General features: G+C 36.9%; 24 protein-coding genes. 2 read left to right on the top strand and 22 right to left on the bottom strand.

Annotation, left to right across the window (positions count from 1 at the left end):
- Window positions 1–49: 49 nt before the first annotated feature.
- The 12 genes from ylqF to smc form a co-directional block, all read right to left on the bottom strand.
- Window positions 50–901, bottom strand: coding sequence for a ribosome biogenesis GTPase YlqF (ylqF, locus tag BMX40_RS02415; protein WP_090866477.1), 852 nt, complete (start codon window positions 899–901; stop codon window positions 50–52).
- 9 nt (window positions 902–910) lie between these two features.
- Window positions 911–1,471 carry a signal peptidase I gene (lepB, locus tag BMX40_RS02410; protein WP_090866475.1) on the bottom strand — a complete coding sequence of 187 codons (561 nt, stop codon included), beginning with the start codon at window positions 1,469–1,471 and terminating at the stop codon, window positions 911–913.
- A gap of 136 nt (window positions 1,472–1,607) precedes the next feature.
- Window positions 1,608–1,952, bottom strand: a complete 345-nt coding sequence (gene rplS / locus BMX40_RS02405) for a 50S ribosomal protein L19 (protein WP_042223789.1) — start codon at window positions 1,950–1,952, stop codon at window positions 1,608–1,610.
- A 151-nt stretch (window positions 1,953–2,103) separates the two neighbouring features.
- Window positions 2,104–2,838, bottom strand: a complete 735-nt coding sequence (gene trmD / locus BMX40_RS02400; RefSeq protein ID WP_090866473.1) for a tRNA (guanosine(37)-N1)-methyltransferase TrmD — start codon at window positions 2,836–2,838, stop codon at window positions 2,104–2,106.
- Complete coding sequence (gene rimM / locus BMX40_RS02395; RefSeq protein WP_090866471.1) at window positions 2,838–3,353, bottom strand: ribosome maturation factor RimM; 516 nt, start codon at window positions 3,351–3,353, stop codon at window positions 2,838–2,840. Before rimM ends, trmD begins: the two co-directional genes overlap by 1 nt.
- Window positions 3,354–3,364: 11 nt before the next feature.
- A complete protein-coding gene (locus BMX40_RS02390) occupies window positions 3,365–3,754 on the bottom strand; it encodes a YlqD family protein (protein WP_090866469.1) in 390 nt (129 codons plus the stop codon).
- A 75-nt stretch (window positions 3,755–3,829) separates the two neighbouring features.
- Window positions 3,830–4,057 carry a KH domain-containing protein gene (locus BMX40_RS02385; protein ID WP_090866467.1) on the bottom strand — a complete coding sequence of 76 codons (228 nt, stop codon included), beginning with the start codon at window positions 4,055–4,057 and terminating at the stop codon, window positions 3,830–3,832.
- An 18-nt stretch (window positions 4,058–4,075) separates the two neighbouring features.
- The gene (gene rpsP / locus BMX40_RS02380; RefSeq protein WP_090866465.1) at window positions 4,076–4,345 is read right to left on the bottom strand and encodes a 30S ribosomal protein S16; all 270 of its coding nucleotides are present in this window, start codon (window positions 4,343–4,345) and stop codon (window positions 4,076–4,078) included.
- Between the two features lie 177 nt (window positions 4,346–4,522).
- Window positions 4,523–5,866, bottom strand: a complete 1,344-nt coding sequence (gene ffh, locus BMX40_RS02375) for a signal recognition particle protein (RefSeq protein WP_090866463.1) — start codon at window positions 5,864–5,866, stop codon at window positions 4,523–4,525.
- A 12-nt stretch (window positions 5,867–5,878) separates the two neighbouring features.
- Window positions 5,879–6,205, bottom strand: a complete 327-nt coding sequence (locus BMX40_RS02370) for a putative DNA-binding protein (RefSeq protein WP_090866461.1) — start codon at window positions 6,203–6,205, stop codon at window positions 5,879–5,881.
- 85 nt (window positions 6,206–6,290) lie between these two features.
- Window positions 6,291–7,286 carry a signal recognition particle-docking protein FtsY gene (gene ftsY / locus BMX40_RS02365; protein WP_090866459.1) on the bottom strand — a complete coding sequence of 332 codons (996 nt, stop codon included), beginning with the start codon at window positions 7,284–7,286 and terminating at the stop codon, window positions 6,291–6,293.
- Between the two features lie 13 nt (window positions 7,287–7,299).
- Complete coding sequence (gene smc, locus BMX40_RS02360; RefSeq protein WP_090866457.1) at window positions 7,300–10,866, bottom strand: chromosome segregation protein SMC; 3,567 nt, start codon at window positions 10,864–10,866, stop codon at window positions 7,300–7,302.
- Window positions 10,867–11,097: 231 nt separating this feature from the next.
- On the opposite strand from smc, the gene BMX40_RS02355 reads away from it, so the two are divergent.
- Window positions 11,098–11,322, top strand: coding sequence for a DUF1128 domain-containing protein (locus tag BMX40_RS02355; protein WP_090866455.1), 225 nt, complete (start codon window positions 11,098–11,100; stop codon window positions 11,320–11,322).
- 154 nt (window positions 11,323–11,476) lie between these two features.
- Here the strand turns inward: BMX40_RS02355 and rnc are convergent, their stop codons facing one another.
- From rnc to sdaAB, 9 genes are all read right to left on the bottom strand, one after another.
- Window positions 11,477–12,160, bottom strand: coding sequence for a ribonuclease III (rnc, locus tag BMX40_RS02350; RefSeq protein ID WP_090866453.1), 684 nt, complete (start codon window positions 12,158–12,160; stop codon window positions 11,477–11,479).
- A 109-nt stretch (window positions 12,161–12,269) separates the two neighbouring features.
- Window positions 12,270–12,506, bottom strand: a complete 237-nt coding sequence (gene acpP / locus BMX40_RS02345) for an acyl carrier protein (RefSeq protein WP_090866451.1) — start codon at window positions 12,504–12,506, stop codon at window positions 12,270–12,272.
- A gap of 68 nt (window positions 12,507–12,574) precedes the next feature.
- Window positions 12,575–13,315 carry a 3-oxoacyl-[acyl-carrier-protein] reductase gene (fabG, locus tag BMX40_RS02340; RefSeq protein ID WP_090866449.1) on the bottom strand — a complete coding sequence of 247 codons (741 nt, stop codon included), beginning with the start codon at window positions 13,313–13,315 and terminating at the stop codon, window positions 12,575–12,577.
- A complete protein-coding gene (fabD, locus tag BMX40_RS02335) occupies window positions 13,316–14,254 on the bottom strand; it encodes an ACP S-malonyltransferase (protein WP_090866447.1) in 939 nt (312 codons plus the stop codon).
- Entirely contained in the window at window positions 14,251–15,249 is a 999-nt protein-coding gene (plsX, locus tag BMX40_RS02330; protein ID WP_090866446.1) for a phosphate acyltransferase PlsX, read from the bottom strand. Before plsX ends, fabD begins: the two co-directional genes overlap by 4 nt.
- A complete protein-coding gene (gene fapR, locus BMX40_RS02325) occupies window positions 15,250–15,825 on the bottom strand; it encodes a transcription factor FapR (protein ID WP_090866445.1) in 576 nt (191 codons plus the stop codon).
- A 111-nt stretch (window positions 15,826–15,936) separates the two neighbouring features.
- Window positions 15,937–17,970 (bottom strand): ATP-dependent DNA helicase RecG, encoded by a 2,034-nt coding sequence (gene recG / locus BMX40_RS02320; protein WP_090866444.1) that lies wholly within the window; start codon window positions 17,968–17,970, stop codon window positions 15,937–15,939.
- Window positions 17,971–17,984: 14 nt separating this feature from the next.
- Window positions 17,985–18,860: an L-serine ammonia-lyase, iron-sulfur-dependent, subunit alpha gene (gene sdaAA / locus BMX40_RS02315; RefSeq protein ID WP_090866443.1), complete on the bottom strand. Its 876-nt coding sequence runs from the start codon at window positions 18,858–18,860 to the stop codon at window positions 17,985–17,987.
- Between the two features lie 20 nt (window positions 18,861–18,880).
- A complete protein-coding gene (gene sdaAB, locus BMX40_RS02310; RefSeq protein ID WP_090866442.1) occupies window positions 18,881–19,543 on the bottom strand; it encodes an L-serine ammonia-lyase, iron-sulfur-dependent subunit beta in 663 nt (220 codons plus the stop codon).
- 182 nt (window positions 19,544–19,725) lie between these two features.
- On the opposite strand from sdaAB, the gene BMX40_RS02305 reads away from it, so the two are divergent.
- Window positions 19,726–20,985, top strand: coding sequence for an NCS2 family permease (locus tag BMX40_RS02305; protein WP_090867191.1), 1,260 nt, complete (start codon window positions 19,726–19,728; stop codon window positions 20,983–20,985).
- A 63-nt stretch (window positions 20,986–21,048) separates the two neighbouring features.
- Here BMX40_RS02305 and BMX40_RS02300 read toward each other — a convergent pair.
- A partial coding sequence (locus BMX40_RS02300) for an IS3 family transposase (RefSeq protein WP_139177900.1) occupies window positions 21,049–21,354 on the bottom strand: 306 nt, incomplete at its 5' end.

Here is a 21,354-nt window from a genome sequence, read left to right as displayed (position 1 = left end):
TGTTAGAATAAAGTAAGGCATACAGCCCCTAAGGTTGTATGCCAACAAATTAGTTCTCATCTGGAGTTTCCAACGTGATATTACCTAATCGTCCTGTTCGTAGATCACGTAAAACAATATCGGATACTTTATCAAAATTTACATTTCCTCCACTTTCTAATGCCCCATGTTGCTTCCCTATTGTAACAAAAATATCCCACATATCTTCTGTATCGGGATGAATTTGATAACGATCGATCAGTTGCTTCGGATAATATTGTTGCATGTATTTTATAACAAAGGCGACAATATCCTGTAAAGAAAGCAATTGATCCTTGATTGTACCAATAGCAGCAAGTCGATATCCGACTACTTCTTCTTCAAACTTTGGCCATAATATTCCAGGTGTATCTAGTAGTTCAAAATCTTTTTTTACTTTAATCCACAGTTGATGTCTCGTTACACCCGGGCGGTCACCAGTCTTTGCAATTTTTTTATTAGCAAGTCGATTAATTAAAGTTGACTTTCCGACATTTGGTATCCCAACTATCATTGCTCTTGCTGGCCTAGGCTGTATACCTTTTTTCTTCAGTTTTTCCATTTTTTCTTGACCAAGTTCTTTTGCCAATTGGATAACTCGTTTGATGTCCGCTTTATCATTAACATTAATTGAAATCGCAGTTATATCTCTGTCTTTAAAATAGGAGATCCACTTCTCTGTTTCTTTATGATCCGCTAAGTCCCGCTTCATTAAAACAATCATTTTCGGCTTATTTTGTAAAACCTGTTGAAGCATTGGATTTTGAGAAGATAATGGTGCACGTGCATCCACTAGCTCCATTACAAAATCCACAAGCTTTAGTTTTTCCTCGACTTCTCTTCTTGCCTTAGCCATATGGCCTGGAAACCATTGTATTGTCATGTGAAACACCTACTTTCCTATCGTTTGCATGCGATCGAATGGCCAATAAATTAGACTTGTTGTCCCAACAATCTGGTCCATCGAAATTACACCTAATCTTCTACTGTCGGTAGAATTATTACGATTATCCCCCAGAACAAGAACATGGTCATCTGGAATAACACGATGCTCTCCTGGAAGTTCTTCAAGTGTAAAATCATTTGTCGGTCCTGGATTTGGTAACACATCGTCCTGTATATCCTCGTAAAAAGGTTCTTCTACTGGCTCACCATCTATGTATAATACGTTATCTTGATAAGCAACATGTTCACCTGGCAGACCAATTACCCGCTTAATAAAATCCTTTTTATCAGAAGCGTGAAACACAACAATGTCAAATCGTTCAGCTTCATTAATACGATATTTAAATTTATTCACAATCATCTGATCTCGATCATGTAATGTTGGTAGCATTGAAGGACCATCAACGATAATTGGAGTGAATAAAAACGTTCGTACAATAAATGCTAATGCGAAAGCAATTAACAATGCTTTTACCCAGTCAAACCACTCACTTTTCCGTTTTGCCATGTCTTAACCCCCGACATACAAATATGTATACTATAGTTATTTTTAACGTGCTGATAGGAACTATTCAATATTACTAGTTATTATACGTAAAAAGGAGCCTGCGCATAGTGCAAAGCTCCTTTTCGAACCATAATTATTATCGACGCTCTTTAATACGTGCTGCTTTTCCACGTAGGTTACGAAGATAGTATAGTTTCGCACGACGAACAATACCACGACGTGAAACTTCGATTTTATCAATACGAGGTGAATGTACTGGGAAAGTACGTTCAACACCTACACCGTAAGAAATCTTTCTTACTGTAAATGTCTCGCTGATTCCACCGTTTTGGCGTTTGATAACAACACCTTCGAAAACCTGAATACGTTCACGAGTTCCTTCAACAACTTTAACGTGAACTTTTACAGTGTCACCTGGGCGGAAATCAGGATGATCCGTACGAAGTTGATCTTTTGTGATGTCTTCGATTAATTTTTGCATCCTGCTTCACTCCTTCCAAACCAATGCTCTTTATCTCAATAAGGGACAGCGGAACATCGTTTATACGTGCTTAATCGCACTTAAGCACAATAATTAATATACCATAATAGATTAATTTGATCAACTATCAATATATTTTTTCGAGGCAAAATTACAATTCATCTTTTAACTCATCTAGCATCTCTTTTTCCGCAGGAGATAATTGATGATGATCCAGTAATTCCTTACGCCTTTGATAAGTCCGTTTTAGAGATTCTTTTTTACGCCACTGATCAATTTTTGCGTGATCACCCGAAAGCAGAATATCCGGGACCTTCATTCCCCTAAAATCAGCGGGACGTGTATAATGAGGATGCTCTAGTAATCCTGTAGAAAAAGAATCTTGAGGTGCAGATTCTTCATTACCTAAAACTTCTGGCAGCAAGCGAACAACACTATCAACCACAACCATAGCACCTAGTTCTCCACCTGTTAAAACATAATCACCAATTGATACTTCGTCTGTTATAAGATGCTCCCTAATCCGTTCGTCATAGCCTTCATAATGGCCACAAATAAATATTAAATGGTCTTCCTTTGCTAGTTCTTCCGCTTTTTTCTGATTAAATGTTTCACCTTGTGGACACATTAAGACAACTCGTGGTTTTGTAGCTTTTTCTTGTTTTACGGATTCCACAGCATCAAAAACAGGTTGAGGAGTTAGCACCATGCCAGCTCCACCGCCATAAGGGTAATCATCTACTTTATTATGTTTGTTCGTAGTATAATCACGGAAATTCACTAAATTGTAACTGAATTTTTGTTTTTCCTGCGCTTTTTTTAGTATAGAGGATTGAAAGATTGGGTCAATCATTTCTGGAAAAAGTGTTAAAATATCAATATGCATTAATCTAACAATCCTTCCATTGGTTCAATGACAATAAGTTTTTCCTCCACATCGATTGTTTTAACAACCTCTTCAATGTATGGAATTAGAATATCTTTCCCTTTTTTGGGTTTAATAACCCATACATCATTCGCACCAGGTGATAAGATTTCCTTAACAACACCTAATAGTTCCTCAGATGTCGTCTTTACTTCACATCCAATAATTTCATGGTAGTAAAACTCATTCTCCAGTAACTCTGTTTGTTGTTCCTCTGAAATCTTTAGATAACAACCTTTGAAATGCTCTACATCATTAATATTATCGTAACCCTCAAAATGTAGTAGATCGAAACCTTTATGTACTCGATGTCCATCGATAATTAAAGCCGTGCTTTCTTTCGACCCCTTATCTATGTAAACGGTCTTTCCAACTTGAAACCGTTCATCAAAATCACTAATACGAAGTACTTTGACTTCTCCTCGAATACCATGTGTGTTCACTATCTTACCTATATTGTACATATTATCTGTCATAACCTCACCCGCTATTTATCGATCCTTACAACAACATCATCTTTGATGACAATTGCTGTTTGTTCCATTATTTCATTCCAATGAGATCCAACACTCACTTCAACAAGAGCTTCAACTTCTTTTTCAACGATTTCACTACCAATAGCTAGCATATCCAATTGATCTATTTTAAAATCAATTAGTCTTAATTTTTCCTTACGTTTATTAATTTCCTGCTGAAAGCGTTCTGAAATATCCTGTTTGGAAACTCCCGGTTTATTTTGTAATTTCCGTTGTTCAAATAAGAGTTGTTGACACTCTTGCTCAAGTCGCATTTTTGCATCAGAAAATTTAGCTTTCAATTTATCTTTACTTTTCTCTGTAATAATTTGTTTGATTAGGACTTTCTTCATTATTTCCATTCTAATCCCCCCACAAACTAAATCTTATTTTATTCCCCAGAGATGTGTAAAAAGGGAAAGGTATCCCCTTTCCCTTTACATGATATCCAAATAAATTCGCTTGTTAGCATCCGTTTTAGCTGCATATACAACTGTTCGGATCGCTTTTGCAATACGCCCATTCTTTCCAATAACTTTCCCTACATCATCTTGATTAACCGTAAGATGGTAAACTACTTTCGATTCTTCTACTTTTTCATTTACAACAACATCTTCCGGATGATCTACAAGAGGAGTAACGATCGATTCGATTAGGGCTTTCATGATTATCACACTACTTTACTATTGATTTTTCTGTTCGTGGAATTTTTTCATGATGCCTTCATTTGAGAAAAGGTTGCGTACTGTATCACTTGGTTTTGCACCTTTGGTCATCCAATCAAGTGCTTTTTCTTCATCTATTTTTACTTCAACTGGATTAACTACTGGGTTATAAGTTCCAATTTGTTCAATAGAACGTCCATCACGTGGAGAACGTGAATCAGCTACTACGATACGGTAAAATGGGTTTCTTTTTGATCCCATACGTTTTAAACGAATTTTTACTGCCATGTGTCTTGCACCTCCATAATTATGTTTATCTAAAATGTTTATCACAAGTTTAGATTCTAACAGAAACTTGTTCGTCTGTAAAGTGTTTTTACATTACAACATAACAAAACTTATAATTATTATTCTTCAGAGTCCTTTTTAGAGAAATATAGTGCTGCATAATTCCTTATATACCTCTTACATAAAAGGAAATTTCATCCCTTTTCCTTTTTTCCCTTTTTGCATGTTTGTCATCTGCTTCATCATTTTCTTCATCTCGTCAAACTGTTTTAACAAACGATTCACTTGAGAAACAGACGTTCCGGAACCTTTTGCAATCCGTTTTTTACGACTTGCATTCATTAAGCTAGGATCCTGACGTTCTTTTTTTGTCATCGATTGAATGATTGCTTCAACATGAGAAAGTTGTTTCTCATCAATTTGCGCATTTTTCAATCCCTTCATCTTGTTTGCTCCAGGTATCATCGCCATTAAATCTTCTAGTGGTCCCATGTTTTTCACTTGACCCATTTGCTCTAAAAAGTCATCAAATGTAAACGACATGGTGCGCATTTTTTCTTCTAACTGCTTCGCTTGCTTTTCGTCTACATTCGTTTGTGCCTTTTCAATTAAAGATAGCACATCACCCATACCCAATATGCGAGAGGCCATACGTTCTGGGTGGAAAGGTTCTAGTTGATCCAGCTTTTCCCCCATACCCGCAAATTTAATTGGTTTATTAGTGACCGCTTTAATGGAAAGCGCAGCACCACCACGTGTATCCCCATCAAGCTTCGTTAAAACTACACCAGACACATCTAATTGCTCATTAAAGCTTTCTGCGACATTGACAGCATCTTGACCGGTCATGGCGTCCACTACTAAGAAAATCTCATTTGGATTAACCGTTTCTTTTATTTGGTCAAGCTCTTCCATTAAATCAGAATCAACATGTAGACGACCAGCTGTATCAATAATCACATAATCATTATGATCTTCTTTTGCTTTATCAATAGCTTCTTTGGCTATATCAACTGGATTAGCATCCGTACCCTTTGAAAATACAGGCATGTCTAATTGTTGACCTAGCGTTTCTAATTGTTTAATTGCAGCAGGACGATACACATCACAAGCAACCAATAGTGGAGAGCGATTATGTTTTTTACGTAAGTGATTAGCAAGTTTACCGGTAGTTGTCGTTTTACCTGCACCTTGTAGACCAACCATCATGATAACGGTAGGGGAGCGATCAGCTACCGCAATCTTACTTTGCTCTCCACCCATCAATTCGGTTAGTTCTTCTTTTACCACTTTAATTACTTGTTGTCCAGGTGTTAGGCTTTCCATAACTTCCTGTCCAACAGCCCGCTCTTTAATACGCTTGATTAAATCTTTGACTACTTTAAAATTAACATCCGCTTCTAACAAAGCTAAACGAACTTCACGAGTCATTTCTTTTACATCTTGCTCAGAAACCTTTCCTTTACCAGTGATCTTTTTAATTGTATCTTGTAAACGATCGGCTAATCCTTCAAATGCCATCGAGGGTTCCCCCTAATCTATTTCTTTTAATTGATTTATTAACGAACTCAATTGATCCGAATCTAAATCACTAGCTTCATCACTTAGTTTTTCCATTAGTTTCGAACGTTGTTGAAATTTATCGTATAAGTGTAATTTCTCCTCATAAGACTCCAACATGGATTCTGTTCGCTTAATATTATCATATACTGCTTGGCGTGATACTTGGAATAACTCAGAAATTTCACCTAAAGAATAATCTTCCAAATAATACATTTCCATATAATTACGTTGTTTGGGTGTTAATAATGCTTGGTAAAAATCTAATAAATAATTCATCCGTGTTGTTTTTTCTAGCATGCCTACACCCCTTGTTAAGTGAATTTCCTTTACATTTTATCTTAACGAATAAATAGAACGATTGTCAAGTTCATTCCACCTATTCCTAACTTGGATCCTCTTCCAACATATCAGCAAATAATCCATAGACAAAAGCATTTGCGTTAAATTTTTGTAAATCTTCTATTTGCTCACCCAGCCCAACAAATTTAACAGGAATCTCTAATTCGTGTCGAATCGCGAGGACAATACCACCCTTTGCTGTTCCATCTAACTTTGTTAGCACGATACCGGATACGTCCGTTGCTTCAGAAAAGGTTTTCGCTTGGCTCAAAGCATTTTGTCCAGTAGTCGCATCCAATACAAGCAATACTTCATGTGGTGCACCTGGAACTTCTCGTTCAATAACACGTTTCACTTTAGAAAGCTCATTCATCAGATTCACTTTATTTTGTAACCTTCCTGCTGTATCACAAATTAACACATCCGCTTGTCGAGATTTTGCTGCTTTAATACCGTCAAAAATAACAGCAGCAGGATCACTACCTTCTTGGTGTTTGATTACATCTACTTCTGCACGTTCTCCCCAGACCTCTAGTTGTTCTATCGCACCTGCTCGAAATGTATCTCCCGCAGCTAATACAACATTTTTGCCTTCGCTTTTTAATTGATGTGCTAGCTTCCCAATCGAGGTTGTTTTACCAACTCCGTTTACACCTACGACTAGGATAATGGAAAGCTCATTTTCTTGTAGGTTGACTTCTTCTATTTCTTCATCATCATCACCATAGTAGATTTCCACTAATTTTTCAGAAATAACTTCTTTGATATCGCTTGAATCTTTTATTTTTTGACGTTTCACTTCCATTTTTAATTCATCAATAAGATCCATTACCGTCATAACGCCAACATCTGCTGAAATTAATACTTCCTCTAATTCTTCAAAAAAATCTTCATCTACTTTGCGATAACGGGCAATTAAATCGTTAATTTTCCCAGAAAAAGAATTTCTTGTTTTTTTCATACCTTCTTTATATTTTGTTGATACTTCTTCGTTATCTTTTTGTTTAAATTTATTTTTTAGTTTATCCATGAAGCCCATCATCCAACACTCCTTATGATTCAATTAATTCCTTCGTTTCCTCGAGTCGAACCGATACTAATCGTGATACACCAGATTCTTGCATGGTAACACCGTAAAGCACATCAGATTCTTCCATTGTACCTTTACGATGGGTGATGACAATAAATTGGGTGTTTTCACTATACATTTTTACATATTTTGCAAAGCGGGCAACATTTGCCTCATCTAATGCCGCTTCTACCTCATCTAATACACAAAACGGAACTGGTCGAACGCGTAAAATTGCAAACAGTAATGCAATTGCAGTTAATGCACGTTCCCCACCAGATAGCAAACCTAAGTTTTGTAGTTTCTTACCTGGAGGTTGAGCAATAATGTCAACGCCTGTATCTAATAAACTTTTTGGATCGGTCAATTTCAGTTCAGCCCGTCCACCACCAAATAGTTCTTTGAAGACGATCGCAAACTCTTCTTTTATTTGAGTAAAGGTGTCATTAAATAACTTTTCCATCTCTTCATCCATTTCGGCAATAACTGTATACATCGTCTCCTTAGCTTCTACCAAATCTGTCTTTTGTTCGATCAAGAATTGATAGCGCTCCGATATCCGCTCATATTCATCAATCGCACCTATATTTACGGTTCCTAACTGCTCGATACTCCATTTTATTTCCTTTACTTTCGATTTAGTTTTTTCAACATCATCTGTTTTCGGATAGGACTGCTTTGCCTTTTCGAAAGTCATTGTATATTCCGTTTGTAAATGTGATAACTTATTCTCTAAATCAACGTCTAAACGGTTTGCTTTTACCTCTTTGTGTTGGATTGTTTGAGAGAGCACCTGATGTTGTTTTGTTTCTTCTTTTAGCTCCCTTTCTTGATCTTGCATCAATTGAGTTTGCTTTGTTCGCTCCGATCGTTTCGTTTGGATCGATTCCGTAATCGTATCTTTTTCAGCTTTTGTTTGATGAATCGAAGCATCCATTTCTTCTTCTGTCTCTTCACCATGTTTTAATGCGATTAATTGCTCTAACTCATTGGTATAAACGTCAAGCTGCTCACGTAATTCTTCGATTTGTTCATGTAGCGTACGTGTCTTTAAACGCTGGTTTTTCAAACGTTCTTCTTGTTCAGCAAGTGATACCTGATTTTGGTGAAGCTCTTGTTGAAGTTGTTCCCGATTTTCTTTAAAGGATTTTTCCTGCTCCGTTAGCTGATCAATTTTCACTTGAATGTCGCTCAGTTTTTGTTCAATCTCCTCTAGATTACGTATAATTTCTTTATCCCTTTGAAGAAGTTGATTACTTTCTTGATTGAATTGCTGTTTATCCTGATCGTATAAAGACAGGTTTTCATTAAGAGACCGTAACTTCATATTAATCTCATTAAATGCAGTCTTTGCTTGATCATAGAAATGTTGTGTTTCACTTAAAGTTGCTTCTAGAGCTTCTATTTCATTTTCTTTCAACTTGATCTGATTCTTTTGATTTTGAACCTGCTGCTCAAAGCGTTGTGCTTTTTTCTCGTAATCAGCAAGTTTATCTGTTAATTCTTGTAAATCCTTTTCACGAGTGAATAGAGATTGATTCGTTTTCTTTTGAGCACCACCTGACATAGAACCACCTGGATTTACAACATCCCCCTCCAAGGTCACTATTCGGTATTTACGCATAACTAGATTCGCAATTTCGTTTGCATCCTTTAATGTTTTCGCAATAACTACATGCCCCATCAGATGATTAATGGCTTTTTGGAATTTACTTTGGGATGAAACTAAATCAGAAGCAACGCCTACAAATCCTGGATGGTCGGTTATTTTTTGTAGACTTTCCTTTATGATAAAGCGTGGTTGTATGGAGCCTAGTGGTAAAAATGTAGCCCTTCCGCTATTCGTTCTCTTCAACCAAGAAATGGCATTTCTCGCACTTTGGTCATTTTCTACAATAATGTGTTGTGCTTGCCCACCCAACACCGTTTCTATTGCGGTAATATATGCTTTAGGAACATCAACTAATTCGATCACAGCACCATGAATGTTTTCAAGCTGCTTTTCTTCTCTTGCCTTTAATATAGCTTTAACCCCTTGAAAAAAACCTTGAAAGTCTTCTTTCATATCTTCAAGCATCTCTTTTTTAGATTTCACTTTTTCAATATGCTGATACCCTTGATATAACTTCGCTTGTGCATCCTGAAAAGAAGTACGTTCTTCCTCTAATTCTACTTTTAATTCCTTCAGCTTGGATGTTTGTCCATTGTATTGTTGTTCCATTTCTTCTAGTTCTGTACTCTTTTGTTTTTTCTGTTCCGAGTATTCATCACGAAGATTTATTAAGTCTTGAAATTTATCTGCTTGTTTATCTTTTTTAGTCGTGATTTGCTGCATTTGCTGTTGGATGGTTTGTCTTTCATTTCGGAGTGCGGCCTGATCATTTAAGTATTCAATATACTCCGACTTCAATTCTTCTATTTGCTCTACTATATTTTCGCCTTCAGTTGTTAATTTTTGTTCTAATTCATCCACAGTTTGTTTTGTTTTTGCTCGTTGCTCCTGCAATTTGTTAAGTGTTGACTTTTCTTCTGCTAATTCCATTTCCAATTTTTCAACACGTTCTAAAGCATCTTTCTTTTGAGCTTCAAGCTTTTTTTTATTTTCTTCGTAATGCTTGGAACGCTCCTGAAAAACTTGTTTTTTTCCTTCATATTGTTCCAATAATTGCGTAGTCGTTAGAAGTTTTGCTTGAAGTTCTTCAATTTCGTCATCTATCTTCTCAATTTCATTTCTTTCCGTTTCTAACTTCGCTTCTTTTTGCTGAATAGTCGTTTTAACTTCAATTTCCTTCATTTTTTCTTGGTCAATTTCGTTTAATAATTGCTGCCAATCATTATGGAGATGTTCTATTTCTGTGACTAATAATGATATTTCGTGTTCTTTTAGTAACTCCTTTTGCTTCAAGTATTCCTGAGCCGTTTCAGCTTGTTGTTGTAATGGATCAATCTGTTGCTCAATTTCGTGAATAATATCTTCCACACGATTCAGGTTCTCCTGCGTTTCGGCTAATTTATACTCTGCTTTCTTTTTTCGTTGTTTATATTTTAACACTCCTGCAGCTTCCTCAAAGATCGTCCTACGTTCCTCCGCCTTAGAGCTTAAAATTTCTTCAACCTTCCCTTGACTAATAATAGAAAAAGCTTCTCTCCCTAACCCGGAGTCCATGAATAGATCAACAATATCTTTTAACCGACAGGATTGTTTATTAATATAGAATTCACTCTCCCCGGAACGGTAGACACGACGCGTTACACTTACTTCTTCATAATCTAACGGAAGTGCTTGGTCAGAGTTGTCGAGTACTAATGACACTTCCGCAACATTTAACGCTCTTCTCGTATCACTTCCTTGAAAGATAATATCCTCCATTTTCGATCCACGTAAAGATTTCGCAGACTGTTCTCCTAACACCCAGCGAATTGCATCGGTAATATTACTTTTCCCGCTCCCATTGGGGCCCACTACTGCTGTAACTCCCGGAACGAAATCAACTTGAATTCGCTCAGCAAAAGATTTAAACCCCACACTTTCTAATCGTTTTAAAAACATAATCATTCTCCTAATAGAAAACTGACACGATGTATGTAAAATACTATCTGTTCCCCTAAAATTATAGTAAAACCTGTTCTTTTTCAAGGCTTATTGCGACTTTATATTTCAAAATTATAAAAATAGAAGTTGGCTTTTTAACGCATTTATTTTATCATAAAAGTAGTAACAAAAGAAGCGTATCAAAAAGATGAAGCTATTTGTTATAGTCAAATGTAAAGAGGTGTACATATGAATTTAGAAAATCCAACCCAAGAAAACCTAAAGTTCATTCTTGATGAACTAGCAGAGAAGTTAAATGTAGTAAACCGTTCTGTGATGGATGCAGAAGATTACGACTTAAATAAATACGAGGACATCAAATTTCTTTATGAAGTTGTTTCTCAAAAAGGGCAATTAAGCACTTCGGAAACACAAGCTTTTATCGAGGAACTACGTAACGTGAGGAAGAAATAACACATCTCTCAATTTATTATAACCGTTACTCTATTAAGCTTGCACAGTTGGCCTATCTTAAAGCTGAGTACTACTATTAATAAAGACTAGACAGTAAAATTATGAATAGAAAAGAGACTGTACTAGCGAATAAATTACAGTCTCTCTTTTTCGTTTATCTTTGAAAAGTATCTAATACTTTTTTGGCAGCTCGTTGCTCTGCTTCTTTTTTTGTCCGGCCAACACCCATACCAGTTATTCCCTCTTTAACAATCACTTCTGCGACAAATTCTTTATTATGTGATGGGCCTTTTTCTTCAATGATATGATATTCTATTTTCTGATTTTTTTCCTGTTGAACAAATTCTTGCAATTGACTTTTATAATCCATCCCATATGAAAAAGCACCAGTATCTATCTTCGGAAAAACGTTTTGCTCTAAAAATTGTAACGCTGTATCAAAGCCTTGATCTAAATAAAGTGCGCCAAGAAATGCCTCAAACACATCAGCTAATAATGCTGGTCGATCACGTCCGCCGGTAAGTTCTTCTCCTTTACCTAGAAATAAGTGATTCCCAAACTGAAGCTCTTTTGCAAAATTATAGAGAGAAGGCTCACATACAATTGACGCCCGTAATTTTGTCATTTCGCCTTCAGGCATTGTTGGGTTTTTACGATATAAATACTGAGATACACCTAATTCCAAAACAGCATCTCCAAGAAACTCTAAACGTTCATTATCCGAAAAAGATTGATCACGATGCTCATTCACATAAGATGAATGTGTAAATGCTTGCTTTAATAAAGAATGGTTGTGAAACGTTACATTTAATTGTTGTTCTAATTGCGCAACATTCATTTGAATGACACCTCTATACAAAAAAGATATACGGAAAGTCTCGTTTTACACGAGACTTTCAACATGAAATCAGGTAGCTGTTCGGGGATATCCCGTAAAAGCTCCCATATTATGACTGTAAACTGTTTATGTAATTAACAGCATCACCAACAGTATTTATTTTCTCTGCTTCTTCATCAGCGATTTCCATGTCAAACTCATCCTCTAATTCCATTACAAGTTCAACAACATCTAATGAATCTGCTTCAAGATCATCTTTGAATGAGGCCTCCATCGTTACTTTCGATTCTTCCACATCTAATTTATCAACGATGATTTCTTTTACACGATCGAATACGTCTGCCATCTATTTCACCTCCTTTCAAGAATTTGTCATCGTTAAAAGCTTCGTTTATTTCAACGGAAGCTTTATCTTCACATTACCATTCCACCATCAATATGAATGGTTTGTCCAGTAATGTAATTCGCGTCATCTGAGGCTAGGAAACGAACAACTTTCGCTACATCTTCTGGTGTACCTAATTTTGCTAAAGGAATCATGCCTAGCATCCCCTCTCGTTGCTCGTCTGTCAATTCATCGGTCATATCTGTAGAAATAAACCCTGGAGCAACAGCATTTACTAGAATATTACGAGATGCTAATTCTTTAGCTGTCGTTTTTGTCAATCCGATAACCCCTGCTTTAGCAGCTACATAATTAGCTTGCCCAGGGTTACCACTTACACCTACAATAGATGCCACATTAATAATTCTGCCGGATTTTTGTTTCATCATTTGTCGTGTAACTGACTTGGTGCATACAAACACACCTTTTAAATTGGTGTTAATAACTTGATCAAATTCTTCTTCTTTCATTCGCATTAATAAATTATCTCTCGTAATGCCTGCATTATTCACCAAAATATCTAAGCTTCCAAACTCATTTACTACTGACTTGATCATTTCTTTTACACTGTCTTCATTTGATACGTCTGCTTGAATTTTCATTGCCTTTACACCGAGTTGCTCAATTTCTTCAACAACTGCTTGGGCTTTTGCTTCACTACCAGCATAGTTTACCGCGACATTAGCCCCTTGCCTAGCTAGTTCCAAAGCAATAGAGCGGCCAATTCCTCTGGAAGCTCCAGTTACTAGTGCACTTTTCCCATTTAACATTTACGCATCCTCCTTAAACCATTTTAGAAATTCATTTAACGATGCAATATCTTGAATGGCAAAGGTTTTCGATTTTCGGTCAATTTTTTTAACCAGCCCACTTAATACCTTACCATTTCCAACTTCCACAAAAGCATCGATATCTTCATTCATCATATTACGAATTGACTCTTCAAACCGAACAGGAGAATATAATTGCTTTAATAGTAATTCCTTAATTTCTTCGTTATCCGTAACAGGTTTTGCAGTGACATTCGCGGTAACTGGAAGACGCGCATCATTGATTGATACTTCATCTAAATACTTTGCAAATTCCTCATTTGCAGGTTCCATTAATCTAGAGTGAAAAGGACCACTTACATTCAACGGCAAAACGCGTTTAGCCCCATTTTCTTTTAAAATACTAGTAGCTTGTTCAATTCCTTCCCTTGAACCAGATATAACAATTTGTCCAGGGCAATTTAAGTTTGCAATATCAACAACTTCGTCCGTAATGTCATTTAATACCTCTTGGATATCTCCCTCGTTCATCCCTAGTACAGCGGCCATTGTACCTTTTCCTTTAGGAAAGGCATCTTCCATTAAGCGACCTCGGGTACGTACTAGTGGCAAAGCTTCTTCTAAAGAAAGAGATCCAGCTGCAACCAATGCACTATATTCCCCTAAGCTATGACCAATTGTCATGACAGGATGAATGTCTTCATTTTCTAATATGGTATGTATGGCAATGCTAGACAATAACAAAGCTGGTTGCGCGTTTTCCGTCTCCGTCAACGTTTCCTTTGGCCCTTCAAACATAAGTGTCTGTAGGTCTTTATTTAAAACTTCATTTGCTGTTTCGTACAAGGCTTGAACCGTTGGAAATTCATCATAAATTTCTTTCCCCATTCCTACAGTTTGTGAACCCTGTCCCGGAAACATAAATGCTACTCGTTTCATTCAGTCCCCTCCTGATTTGCTTCTATTGTTTCTTTTATCGTTTTCGTCACTTCATTATCAACCATATGACATGCTTGTTTAATTGCACTGAAAATTGCTCTCTGATTTGATGACCCGTGAGCCTTAATTACTGGAGCAGCTAAACCAAACAAGCCTGCACCTCCGTACTCGGAATAGTCTAGTTTATTTTTTAAATATTTAAGGTCTGATTTCATCATTCCCGCAGCAATTTTTGTCTTCAGCGATCCCATAAAGGTTTCTTTTAACATAGAAAACATCGCAGAAGCAGTACCTTCAATTGTTTTCAATGCTACATTACCGCTAAAACCGTCGGTAACGACAACATCTGCTACACCAGTCAATAAATCACGTGCTTCCACATTACCAATAAAATTAACGGGCGCTTCCGTTAATTGCTGAAAAGCTTTTTTCGTTAGGTCATTCCCTTTTCCATCTTCTGTTCCAACGTTCAATAAACCGACTGTTGGATTAGATATTGAACGCACCTTTTCCATGTAAATGGAACCCATAATACCATATTGTACGAGGTGTTGTGGTTTGGCATCAACATTTGCTCCAACATCTAACAATAAAAATCCTTTCCCTTCAACGGTTGGAAGGGTTGGACTTAGAGCAGGACGCTCAATACCAGGTATTCTGCCAACCACGAATAATCCCGCACTCATTAGCGCCCCTGTATTCCCTGCAGAAATACAAGCGTCTGCACGCCCTTCTTTTACTTCATTTGCCATCAATACTAATGAAGCATTCTTTTTACGACGTACTGCTCGTACCGGCTCATCATCCCCGGTAATTACTTCGGTTGTATGTATGATATCTATGTTTGATTCATTATTAAGTAACGGTTTAATTCTTTCTTCATCACCAACTAAAGTAATATGTAAGTGATCTATGTTATTGGCGGCTTCTACTGCACCCTTGACAATTTCATCAGGAGCATGGTCTCCACCCATCGCATCAATAGCTAATCTCATTTAATTGCCTCCTTTGTCTTCGGCTGAGCGATACATTTGAAAAATACCCGTAAATACTTGCTCGTTTTCAACTGTACTATTCACTCGTACAATAGTTAATCCTTTTTCAGTGGTGCCATCTACTTCAGCTTTTGCTACTACTCGCTCCCCTTGTTTAACTTGTCTCATAAACCTAATTTCAGATTGAGCGGTTAATGCCAATTCATCATTTATGACCGCGACTGCTAATGAATTGGCTTGTGCAAACAGATGATGACCTCTTGCAATATTATTTCTTGTAAATACATGCTCTTGACTAATGTCTAAAATAGAAATTGCTCGCTTGTCTAATTCTAAATCAATTATTTCCCCTATTACATCTTCTAAAGGCAATGCTCTTACCGTTTCATTCCATTGGTTCGTAGCTACCGTTTTTATCCGCTCACGTAGCTCGGGTATGGAAAGCTCCATTCGATCCAGTCGAACGGTTTGAATACTTACAGAGAACTTTTTTGCCAATTCTTCATCGGTAATAAAAGGTGTTTGTTCAATCGTTTCTTTTAGCAATTCCTGCCGTCTACCCTTTGGGATCTTCATTTCAAACACCATCCACTTTGTAATTATTATTCATTTGTTTATCAATTTATTATTTTTATGACTTGGTCTTAATAGTAATATATAATACCAGATTAATTTATGCAAGTAAGATTAATCCAGCTTTTTAGTATAAATCCCTTCATTTTCCATATGAACCTTAAGTTCATGGTATGTAGGATCTTCCTCTAATAAATTTTGAGATAGAATGAATTGCGCATCATTTCGCGCAGTCTCTAAAGCTCTATAGTCATGTACCATATCTGCGACTTTAAACTCCGGCATTCCACTTTGCTTTTTTCCAAAGAAGTCACCAGGGCCACGTAATTTAAGGTCCTGTTCTGCCAATTCAAACCCATTATTTGTTTCGGTCATTATTTTCATTCGCTCTTTTCCAACTTCACCTTTTGGATCCGCAATTAAAATACAGTAGCTTTGTTTATCACCTCTCCCAACTCGACCTCGAAGTTGGTGTAATTGAGATAAACCAAAGCGTTCCGCATCGTAAATAACCATTATTGTCGCATTTGGGACGTTTACCCCAACTTCAACAACTGTTGTAGAAACAAGGACTTGAACTTCGTTACGTGCAAATTGTTGCATGACTTGATCCTTTTCTTCAGCATGCAATCTCCCATGCATCAAACCAACCTGGATACTAGAATCATAATATTCTACCAGTTGATGGTATAATTCTACGGCGTCTTGTATATCTAGCTTGTCAGATTCTTCAATTAGTGGGCAAATAACATACGCTTGTTCTCCAGCTTGGATTCTTTTTTCAATAAATTGTAGAATGCGATCAAAGGTATTCGCTTTTGTCCAATACGTTTCAATTTCTTTTCTACCAGCTGGCATTTGATCTATAACAGATACATCCATGTCACCGAACGCCGTTATCGCTAATGTTCGTGGTATAGGTGTTGCCGTCATAAATAAAACATCCGGCTGTAATCCCTTTTCTCTTAGTGTTCTCCTCTGCTCCACACCAAATCGGTGCTGTTCATCAACAATTACAAAACCTAAGTCATGGAAGAAAACATCATCTTGGATTAATGCATGTGTCCCTACAACAATTTGAACTTCATTATTTTGAATTGCCGATAAAATTTCTTTTCTTTTTTTCCCTTTCACGGAACCAGTTAATAGAACAATTTTAGCGCGGTCACCAAAAAGCTCTTTCAGTGATTGGAAGTGTTGCTCAGCTAGGATTTCCGTCGGTACCATTAATGCACCTTGTTTATTTGCTGTAATGGATGCATAAAGTGCTATAGCAGCTACTGCTGTTTTTCCAGATCCAACATCCCCCTGTAAAAGACGATTCATGCGGAAAGGAGATTTTAAATCAGCTAGTATTTGCTGTAAAGATCTTTCTTGAGCTCCTGTTAAGCGAAATGGAAAATCATTGATAAAATCCTTAACTTTTTGCGCTTGAAATAATTGAGCATTACCTTGTGTCGCTTCTCTTTTAAGCTTTCTTAACAATTGGACTTTAAGCTGAAATAGCAAAAATTCCTCATATGTAAACCTTCTACGAGCATGTTTAAGCGCCTGTCGATTGCTTGGAAAATGCATGGATTTGATCGCATTTATACGAGTTGGAAGTTTATAGGAAGTTAAATAATCTGAAGGCAGCAATTCCGTAACATGTTCACCATAATTTTGAATTGCAGTTTGGATCGCTTTTTTTAATTTTACATTTGAAACATTTCCCTTTACGGAATAGATCGGCTGAATAGTTGCTTGACTCTCCGCAGGACCTTTTTTGTAATTACTAACGGTTATTTGTAAACGATGTGCATCCCATTTCCCAGTTAAAGTTACAGTATCACCAATTTGTAGTTGTTTTTTCGCAAATGCTCGGTTAAACATCACTGCTCGTACTACTACATTTTCAACTTCAACGTTGAACATAAGTCTAGATTTTTTCTTCCCATAAAAGGAGAGAGAAGGGGCATTTAATACCCTTCCCTCAATCGTTACTTTATCTTCATGAATTAACTCGCTAAGAGGTCTAACTTCAAAAACGTCATATCGATTTGGAAAATATAATAGAAGATCTTCTATCGAATGAACTCCCATTCCAGCTAATTCTTCCGCAAATTTATCACCGATACCTTTTACATTCACAACTGCTTCACTTAGCATTTTAATCACTCTTTCTATACGGACATTCCAAATATTTTTTCTTTTAGTAGACGTCCTGTCGGTGTATCAGCAAGCCCACCTTCACCAGTTTCCCGTAAGCTAGAAGGCATTTGTTTACCAATTCGATACATTGCGCCTATTACTTCATCACAAGGTATTCTACTTGTCACGCCTGCTAAAGCCATGTCAGCCGAAACAATTGCCAACGAAGATCCAGCAGCATTACGTTTCACACACGGAACTTCTACAAGTCCAGCAACTGGATCACATACTAATCCGAGCATATTCTTTAACGTTATTGCAAATGCATCTGCGGATTGCTGTGGTGTTCCACCTGCCATTTCAACGATAGCAGCAGAAGCCATTGCACCAGCAGATCCAACTTCCGCTTGACACCCTCCAGCTGCTCCAGAAATAAAAGCATTGTTAGCAACAACAAAACCGAAAGCACCTGCTGTAAACAGGTAGCGGATCATTTGTTCTCTTGTTGGATTCAATTGGTTTTTCACAGCAAACAATGTTCCCGGAACACAACCAGCACTCCCTGCTGTTGGAGTTGCACAGATCGTACCCATCGCAGCATTAACCTCGTTTGTACCCATTGCCTTACTAACAGCATCTAGTAATAAATTACCAGATAAAGGCGTCTGTTCTTTCATATAGGTTTGGATTCTAACTGCATCTCCCCCAGTTAATCCAGTAACAGATTCAACACCTTCTAAACTGTCCTCAATTGCCTGTTCCATCACTTCTAAATTCTTTTCCATATCAGCAAATACTTCATCGCGAGTACAATTTTTCACATCCATCTCTTGACGAATCATTACCTCTGAAATTAAAATATTTTCCTTTTCAGCGATTTCCACTAATTCCGCAACCGTTCGAAACATGTGAAAACTCCTCTCTCTAGTTAGCTAACAATCTTTGATATTTGAATAATGTGATCTGCATTCTCTAATTCTTTTAACACCGCGTCATCTACATTTTGGTCTACTTCAATTACCATTAAGGCTTCTTTCCCTACGTCTTTTCGATTAACTTCCATATGGCCTATATTAATCTCATATTTAGCTAGTATCTTTGTAACGGAAGCTATCGCTCCAAAACGATCATTGTGCATAATTAATATAGCGGGATGTGTCCCAGATAATCGCAGTTCAAATCCATTAAGTTCCGTAATTTCTACTTTACCACCACCAATTGAAATCCCTACCAATTCGATATTTTCATCTTCATTACCTATCATTAGTCTTGCAGTATTGGGATGGTCTACTTTTGCACTATCTTCAACGAACTCTATTTCCAATCCACGCTCTTTTGCAATATCCAACGCCTTGCTCATTCGAGGGTCATCCGTCTCAAAACCTAGCAATCCACCAGCGAGTGCAAAATCTGTCCCGTGTCCTTTATATGTCTTTGCAAATGATTCATACAAATGAATTCGTGCCCATTTTGGTTCTTTCCCTAAAAAATTTCGTGCAGCTAACCCAATCCTTGCTGCACCAGCTGTATGTGAACTTGATGGACCTATCATTACTGGTCCAATAATGTCAAAAACGGAATTGTACTTCACGTTATTCACCGCCTATATTCTAAAGTTATTTGTAAAACGTGTGAACTTTATTAAAACACCTATTGTAAATTATAACAAAAAACTCTATAATTATCATTTGTGGATTATAGATTAATAATCGGGTGGGAGAGGGACAACTTAATATTTGAGGAGATCACATGCTTTTTAACAGCAAAAAAACGATGCTTAATACACGAGAAAACCTGCGTAATGACATTGTAGCAGGGATTATTGGGTATTTAACAACGGTTTATATCGTCGTTGTTAATGGATCCATTCTCAGTGAAGCAGGTATTACGTTAGAAGCAGGTATGATTGCAACGATACTAGCAAGCTTTGTCGGTACATTACTAATGGGAATAATTAGTAAATTACCGCTAATCCTCATCCCTGGGATGGGTATTAATGCATTATTTGCATACTCTATTATACAGGGAAATGGTTTTAGTTTTGAAGAGGGTTTAGCAGTTGTATTAGTAGCTGCGGTAATTTTCTTAGTAACAGCATTTACAAAGCTCGGTCTAATCTTAAAAGAGGCAATACCTAATTCCCTAAAACATGCTATAACAGTGGGTTTAGGATTTTTCCTTATCTTAATAGGTTTAGAAAAGAGTGGACTAGTTGTTAGTGGAGAAAGTACCATTATTGCTATCGGTGATTTTACTTCACCCACAATAATCGTTAGCATAATAACTTTGTTTCTAGCGATCTTTCTGTTTGTTAAAAACGTTCCAGCAAACTTCTTAATCACCATGATTGTTGGAACTTTCATCGCCTATTTATTCGGAATCATGGAGTCAGGAACCAAAGCAATCCAATTAGATGCTAGTGAATTGCTCTTCATTCCATCTTTTAGCGCAATTGGCGAACTATCATTTTGGTTAGCTGTATTCCCATTAGCTATGATTCTCATTTTTGAGAACATGGGATTATTGAATGGTCAACTCCATATGTTAGACAGAAATAAGAGCTATAAAAGCGGATATCGAGTGACAGCATTTTCAACACTGACATGCGCTTTTCTAGGAACATCACCTACTGTTTCTGCTGCAGAAAATGCTGCTGTCATTGCTTCTAAAGGCAAAAACGGGTTAGCTGCGATTATTGCAGGAGTACTATTCTTAGCGACAGTATTTATTATTCCTTGGATTACAATGATACCAAGTACAGCAATCAGTCCAATTTTAATCATTGTTGGATTTTTGATGGCTCAAAATATTCGTCATATTCCCTTGGATAATATTTCAGAAGCTATACCTGCATTTCTTATCGTTGTAATGATTCCATTCACGTACAGCATAGCAGATGGAATGGCATTTGGATTTATTGCCTATCCCATCGTGAAATTGGCTCTCGGTAAACAAAAAGAATTGCCCGCAACATTGGTGATCATTTCAACATTATTTTTGTTTGATTTCGTCATTAAAATTGCAGGAGTTTAACTTGAAAAAAAGGCCTTTCCATAATAATATGTACCCTTTGTAAAGGACTTTTAAAAAAAAAGACTATGCTACACTGGAAAGGTGATTCCTGTATTGTACAGGGGTCATCTTTTTTAGATTCCATTGATATCTGTAATTGTTGTAATAAGTCATATAACTCTTAATTTCACGCTTTAACTCATTTAGTGTTTCACAAGGTTTAATATATGCTTCATCTTTGAAATGCCCAAAAAATGATTCTTGTGGGGCGTTATCCCAACAGTTTCCTCGCCTTGACATGGATTGTCCTAAACCATATTTCTTAACCATTTTTTGATAGGTAGGGTTTGTATAGTGAAATCCTTGATCCGAATGGATGAAAGCTCCCTC

The sequence above is a fragment of the Oceanobacillus limi genome (assembly GCF_900111445.1).
Taxonomy (GTDB): Bacteria; Bacillota; Bacilli; order Bacillales; family Amphibacillaceae; genus Ornithinibacillus; species Ornithinibacillus limi.
The sequence above is the reverse complement of the archived record's forward strand: the minus strand, read 5'-3'. Positions and strand labels throughout refer to the sequence as shown.